6 protein-coding genes are annotated in these 6,217 nt (G+C 69.4%); 3 read left to right on the top strand and 3 right to left on the bottom strand.

The annotated features are described in order from the left end of the window. From ACJ73U_RS18415 to ACJ73U_RS18405, 3 genes are all read right to left on the bottom strand, one after another. Nucleotides 1-368: NAD(P)-dependent oxidoreductase (locus tag ACJ73U_RS18415; protein WP_407778877.1), on the bottom strand; the 368-nt coding region annotated here is incomplete at its 3' end. A gap of 41 nt (nt 369-409) precedes the next feature. Beyond that, on the bottom strand, nt 410-916 hold the full coding sequence (gene ilvN / locus ACJ73U_RS18410; RefSeq protein ID WP_407778876.1) for an acetolactate synthase small subunit: 507 nt from the start codon (nt 914-916) through the stop codon (nt 410-412). Between the two features lie 5 nt (nt 917-921). After that, complete coding sequence (locus ACJ73U_RS18405) at nt 922-2,760, bottom strand: acetolactate synthase large subunit (RefSeq protein ID WP_407778875.1); 1,839 nt, start codon at nt 2,758-2,760, stop codon at nt 922-924. A gap of 279 nt (nt 2,761-3,039) precedes the next feature. On the opposite strand from ACJ73U_RS18405, the gene ACJ73U_RS18400 reads away from it, so the two are divergent. From ACJ73U_RS18400 to ACJ73U_RS18390, 3 genes are all read left to right on the top strand, one after another. Beyond that, nucleotides 3,040-3,543, top strand: a complete 504-nt coding sequence (locus ACJ73U_RS18400; RefSeq protein ID WP_407778874.1) for a PH domain-containing protein — start codon at nt 3,040-3,042, stop codon at nt 3,541-3,543. Between the two features lie 23 nt (nt 3,544-3,566). Next, complete coding sequence (locus ACJ73U_RS18395; RefSeq protein WP_407778873.1) at nt 3,567-4,895, top strand: hypothetical protein; 1,329 nt, start codon at nt 3,567-3,569, stop codon at nt 4,893-4,895. Then, nucleotides 4,892-6,217 (top strand): tetratricopeptide repeat protein (locus tag ACJ73U_RS18390; RefSeq protein ID WP_407778872.1); only part of this gene is annotated, 1,326 nt, incomplete at its 3' end. The genes ACJ73U_RS18395 and ACJ73U_RS18390, both read left to right, overlap by 4 nt.

The raw sequence follows: 6,217 nt of genomic DNA, 5'->3' as shown, positions 1-6,217 counted from the left end.
TTGGACGGCGGGGTGATCAGGCCGTAGCGGATGTTGAAGCCGTGCCCGAAGAACAGCGCGTCGCCGTCCTTGAGGTTCGGGGCGATCTCCTCGGCGTAGATGGTGCGCTGCTTGGTGTCCGGCGCCAGGATCATGATCACGTCGGCCCATGCGGCGGCCTCGGCGACCGTCTGCACGGTCAGGCCCTCCTCCTCGGCCTTCGCCCGCGACTTGGAGCCCTCCGGCAGCCCGATCCGGACCTCCACGCCGGAGTCGCGCAGGGACAGCGCGTGCGCGTGCCCCTGGCTGCCGTACCCGACGACCGCTACCCGCCGGTTCTGGATGATGGAGAGGTCCGCGTCGTCGTCGTAGAAGATCTCGACTGCCATGCTCGTGTGTACTTCCTTCCTGAAATTTCTGGGAAAAGACGCTAGCGGACGCCGGTTGCCGTGATGGAGCGCGGGCCGCGGCCGATCGCGACCATGCCCGACTGCACCATCTCCCGCACCCCGTACGGCTCGAGCATCCGCAGCAGCGCCTCGAGCTTGTCCACGGTGCCGGTCGCCTCGACGGTCAGCGCCTCGGGGGACACGTCGACCACCTTGGCGCGGAACAGCTGCACGGTCTCCAGCACCTGCGTGCGCACGGTCGCGTCCGCGCGCACCTTCACGAGCAGCAGCTCGCGCTGCACCGACACCTGCGAGTCCAGCTCGACGATCTTGATGACGTTGACGAGCTTGTTGAGCTGCTTCGTCACCTGTTCGAGTGGCAGCTCGTCCACCGCGACGACGATCGTCATGCGCGAGACGTCGGCGTGCTCGGTCGGGCCCACCGCGAGCGACTCGATGTTGAAGCCACGCCGGGAGAACAGGCCCGAGACGCGGGCGAGAACACCGGGCTTGTTCTCGACGAGAACCGAGAGGGTGTGTGTGCTCATCGCCATCAGTCCTCGTCGAACAGCGGGCGGATGCCGCGCGCCGCCATGATCTCGTCGTTGCCGGTGCCAGCCGCGACCATCGGCCACACCTGCGCGTCCTTGCCGACCACGAAGTCGATCACCACGGGCCGGTCGTTGATCTCCATCGCGCGGTGGATGACCGCGTCGACGTCCTCTTTGGACTCGCAGCGTAGCCCCGCGCACCCCAGCGCCTCCGCCAGCAGGGTGAAGTCGGGGATGCGGTGCTTGTGCGTGCCGAGGTCGGTCTGGGAGTACCGCTCAGAGTAGAAGAGGTTCTGCCACTGCCGCACCATGCCCAGGTTGCCGTTGTTGATCACGGCGACCTTGATCGGCGCGCCCTCGATCGCGCAGGTCGCGAGCTCCTGGTTGGTCATCTGGAAGCAGCCGTCGCCGTCGATGGCCCAGACCACCTTGTCCGGCTGGCCGAACTTGGCGCCCATGGCCGCCGGCACCGCGTACCCCATCGTGCCGAGGCCACCGGAGTTGAGCCACGTGTTCGGGTTCTCGTACTGGATGAACTGCGCGGCCCACATCTGGTGCTGGCCGACGCCGGCGGTGTAGACGGCCTCGGGGCCGGCGATCCTGCCGATCCGCTCGATGACGTACTGCGGGGCAAGCGACCCGTCGCTCGGCCACTCGTAGCCGAGCGGGAAGGTCTCGCGCCACGAGTCGAGCTGCTGCCACCACTTGGCGAGGTCGGCCTGCTTGCCGTCCGCCAGCTCGGCCCGGACCGCGGCCACCAGCTCGACGAGGATCTCCCTGCAGTCGCCCACGATGGGGACGTCGGCGCGCCGGTTCTTGGAGATCTCCGCCGGGTCGATGTCCGCGTGGACGATCTGCGCGTCGGGCGCGAACGTGGAGAGCTGGCCCGTGACGCGGTCGTCGAAGCGGGCACCCAGCGCGATCAGCAGGTCCGCCCGCTGCATGGCGGCCACCGCGGCGACCGAGCCGTGCATGCCGGGCATGCCGAGGTGCTGGCGGTGAGTGTCCGGGAAGGCGCCCTTGGCCATCAGCGTGGTGACCACGGGGATGCCGGTCAGCTCGGCCAGCTCACGCAGCTCCGGGGAGGCGCCGGCCTTGAGCACGCCGCCGCCGACGTAGAACACCGGGCGCCTGGCGTGCGCGATCAGCTTCGCGGCCTCGCGCACCTGCTTGCCGTGCGGCCGGGTCGTCGGCTTGTAGCCGGGCAGCCGCATCTCGGGCGGCCAGGAGAAGGAGGTGGTCTCCTGCAGCACGTCCTTGGGGATGTCGACGAGCACGGGGCCGGGTCGGCCGGTGCTCGCGATGTGGAACGCCTCGGCGATGGCGCGCGGGATCTCCGCGGGGTCCTTGACGAGGAAGTTGTGCTTGGTGACGGGCAGCGTGATGCCGCAGATGTCCGCTTCCTGGAACGCGTCGGTGCCGATCAGCGCGCGGCTCTGCTGGCCGGTGATGGCGACGATCGGCACGGAGTCCATGTTGGCGTCGGCGAGCGGGGTGACGAGGTTCGTCGCGCCCGGTCCCGAGGTGGCCATGCAGACCCCGACCCTGCCGGTGGCCTGGGCGTACCCGGTGGCGGCGTGCCCCGCGCCCTGCTCGTGGCGGACGAGGACGTGCCGAACCTTCGTGGAGTCCAGCAGGGGGTCGTAGGCGGGCAGGATCGTGCCGCCCGGGATACCGAACACCACCTCGACGCCTACCGCCTCGAGCGAGCGGACGAGCGACTGCGCGCCGGTTACCCGGACCGGCGTGCCGGTCGGCGGTGCTGGTTTGGGTCGAGGGGCCGCGGGGCGCGGCCCGGGCGTTGCGGCGGCCGGAGTCGGCCGCTGTGTCGCACTGGTCATCGGCTTCTGCCTCTTGTCGGGGTCTGTACCAGGCTCTCAGACGTTCTCGAACACGAAAAAACCCCCGCCGACCGAGATGGTCGTACGAGGGTCGCGCGTTCGACGGCTGGCTCCCTCAGCGTCGAACGCGCTGGGGAAGTACGAGACCGGTCTGCTGGGGCACGATGGAGACGTTAGTGCGGCCGATCAGGGGCGTCAACTCTGCGGGATCGTGATCTCACCACTTGGGAGCGTCGCCGGCTCGTTCCGCGAGCCGCCCTCCGTGGCACCATAGAGGGCGTGACCGTTCCCCAGGTGCCGTCGAAGCTGGTGTTCCGCATCCCGGCGACAGCCGTGTTGGGAGCACTGCTGTTCGCGGTGACCGCGACCCCGTTCGCGTGGGCGGCGCCCGGCCTGTTCGTGATCTACCTGGTCCCGATCGCCGCCATCGCGTGGGTGCTGCGCGTGCGGACGGTCGCCGACCGGGAGCGGCTGGTCGCCAGGACCCTGTTCGGCCGGCACGTCGTGCCCTGGTCGGAGCTGCGCGCGTTCCGGGTCTCCGAGCGGTCCTGGGTACGCGCCGTGGCCGAGGACGGGAAGGAACTCCCCCTGCCGAACGTGCGCACCCGCCACCTCCCTGCCCTGTCGCTGATCAGCGGCGGCCGGCTGGACGACCCCACCGAGGCCCCCGCCGAGGACGCGGCAGCCGAGGACACAGCACCCGAGCCGGAGCACGCGACCGTGCCGGCGACGCCGGCGGAACCCGAGCCGGCGGAGACCGCGAGCGCGAAACCGGCCGAGTAGCCGGTCGGCCGTACGATCACGTCATGCGTGATGAGCTGCGGACTCTCCTGCGGAGCTGGATGCAGGAGCTGACCCTCGACCCGCTGGATCCGACCGATCCGAACGAGCACCGCTACGTCGCGCTCGACGAGGCCGGCCGTGCCGCGATCGACGAGATCCACGCGACTATCGACCTGGAGCTCGGCACCACCACGCAGCTGCTGTCCGGGCCGCGCGGCTCGGGCAAGACCACCGAGCTCAGGCGGCTCAGGGGTGCACTGGAGCGGGACGGGTTCACCGTCGCGCTGGTCGACATCCTGGGCTTCATCAACCAGTCGATGCCGGTCGACGTCGCCGACTTCCTGATCGCTCTCGCGCTCGGTGTCAGCGAGCAGGTGCCGCCGGTCGATCCCGAGAGGAGCTTCGGCAACCGGCTGCGTGACTTCCTGAGCCGGCTGAAGATCGACATCAAGGCCGGTCCGGTTGGTGTGGCGGCGTCGAGGGACAAGGTCGGCGCGTCGGCGTTCGGTGTCAGCCTCGACGTCGACCTCAAGCGCGACCTCAAGGGCAGCCCGGTGTTCGTCGACGAGCTGCGGCAGAAGCTCGCCTCCCAGATCCCCCAGCTGCGCGACGAGATCGCCGACTTCTTCCAGGAGCTGGTCAGCCGGAACCGGGACGCCAACCCGGACACGCGGGGTGTCGTCGTGATCGTCGACAGCCTCGAGAAGCTGCGGGGCACGCTGGAGAACGACGCGGTGGTGCAGGCCTCGGTCGAGGGCCTGTTCGTGCACCACGCCGACAAGCTCCGCTTCGGCTCGCACCACATGGTCTACACCGTGCCGACGTACCTGCTGTTCACGGCGCCCGGGATGCTCCAGTACGACGGCGCGGTCCGGCCGGTGCCGATCCCCCACCTCCACAACCGGGACGGCGAGGTCGACACGAACTCCGAACAGACCATGCGCGAGCTGGTGGAGGTGGTGGAGAAACGGATCCCCTGGAAGGAGGTGCTCGATGAGCGGGAACGGCTGCACCGGGTCATCCACGCGTCTGGCGGGCACCTGCGGGACATCTTCATCCTCCTGCGGCAGGTGCTGACCACGGCGTACGGGCGCGGGCTCACACTGCCCGTGCGCGAGGAGCACGTCGAGGACGCCCTGGACACCGTCGCGCACGGTTTCTCCAGTGTCACCAGGGAGCAGGCCGACTTCCTCCGCCGCGTCATCGCGACGAACGGCATGCCGGAGCCGACGGACAGCGAAGTCCAACTCATGGCGCGGCTGATGGACACGCACATGCTGCTCGGTCACAAGAACGGCCGGGACTGGTACGAAGTGCACCCCCTGGCCGTCCGGGTGCTCAACCTGCGATGACCGGCCCCGCGCCGGCGACGGTGGAACCGGTCTGGGAGAACCTCCGGTCCCAGCTCGCGCTGCAGCCCGGCTTCTGGCTCGGCTTCCTGTTCTGTGGCGACCTGTACGTGCTGGACGAGCTGCAGGCCAGGGCACGCAACTACAGCCGGATCCACCTCAAGAACACCCAGGCCATCCGGGTCGAACAGCCGGACGACCTGATGTCGGCGATGCCCTGGCTGCTCGGCGACCATACGCCGGACCTGGCGTTGACCTGGCTGATCGGCGTCACCGGCGACGCGGAACCCTGGCGCGACGCGTGGGCGAGGTTCCTGCGCCGGCTGAACGAACGCCGCGACCTGCTGCGGAAGGTGCTGCCGGCGGGGGTGATCCTGGCGTGCCCACCCAGCCTGCTGGTCACGGCGCGGGAGTCCGCACCGGACCTCTGGTCGTACCGCGCCATGGTCGCGGTGGTGGATGCCACGTCCACGCCCGTCGAACGGACCGCACGCCCCACCACGCCCCCAGGCGCGGGAGTCGACGACGGGGATCTGCGCTGGGCGGTGGAACACGTTCTGGACCGGGGTGTCACCGCTGGTCCCGAGCTGCTCCCGATCCTGCGCCGCGTCGGGGTGGCCGTCCAGGCGAACCACCCGGCAGACGCGGTGGCGGCGGCCCGCCAGGCGTTCGACGCGGCCGGCACACCGAGCGACCGGGCCTTGGCCCACGCCTGGCTCGCCGTCGCCCTGCGCAGCCGCGACGACCTGCCAGCGGCTCTCCGCCACGCTCGTCAGGCCCTCGCCGCTCGTCAACCCCTCGGCAGGGAGCTCACCGCTCGGCTCGTGGATCTCGTTGCCGAAACCCCCGATCTGGACGAGCAACTTGCCGTGCGCAAGGCGCGGGTGGACATCGATCGCCTCGCGGTCGAGCGTGTCGGCGGAGGCTCCGAAACGCTCCGCGACCTGTCCCGTTCTCTGGATAAGCTGGGAGCCGCGTACGAGACTCGCGGCCAGCTTGACCAGGCCGATGAGGCGTACCTCATGGCCCTCGACATCGACCGAGGCGCGATCAACACCCAGGGCGAAACCCCCGAAGCTCTCGGTGATCTCTCCATCTCCCTCAACAGGGTCGGCGACATCCACCTTCAACGCGGCCAACTCGACCAAGCCCTCACCCACTACAACGAATCACTCGAACTCGGCCGCCGCATCCACAACCACTACGACCAAACACCCCAAACACTCCGCGACCTCTCCATCTCCTTGGAAAGTGTCGGCGACATCCACCGGCAACGCGGCCAACTCGACCAAGCCCTCACCCACTACAACGAAACACTCGCCCTA

Origin of the sequence: Actinophytocola sp. (assembly GCF_045807065.1) — a bacterium.
Classification (GTDB): domain Bacteria; phylum Actinomycetota; class Actinomycetes; order Mycobacteriales; family Pseudonocardiaceae; genus Actinophytocola.
This window is presented reverse-complemented; position numbering and strand designations above follow the sequence as displayed.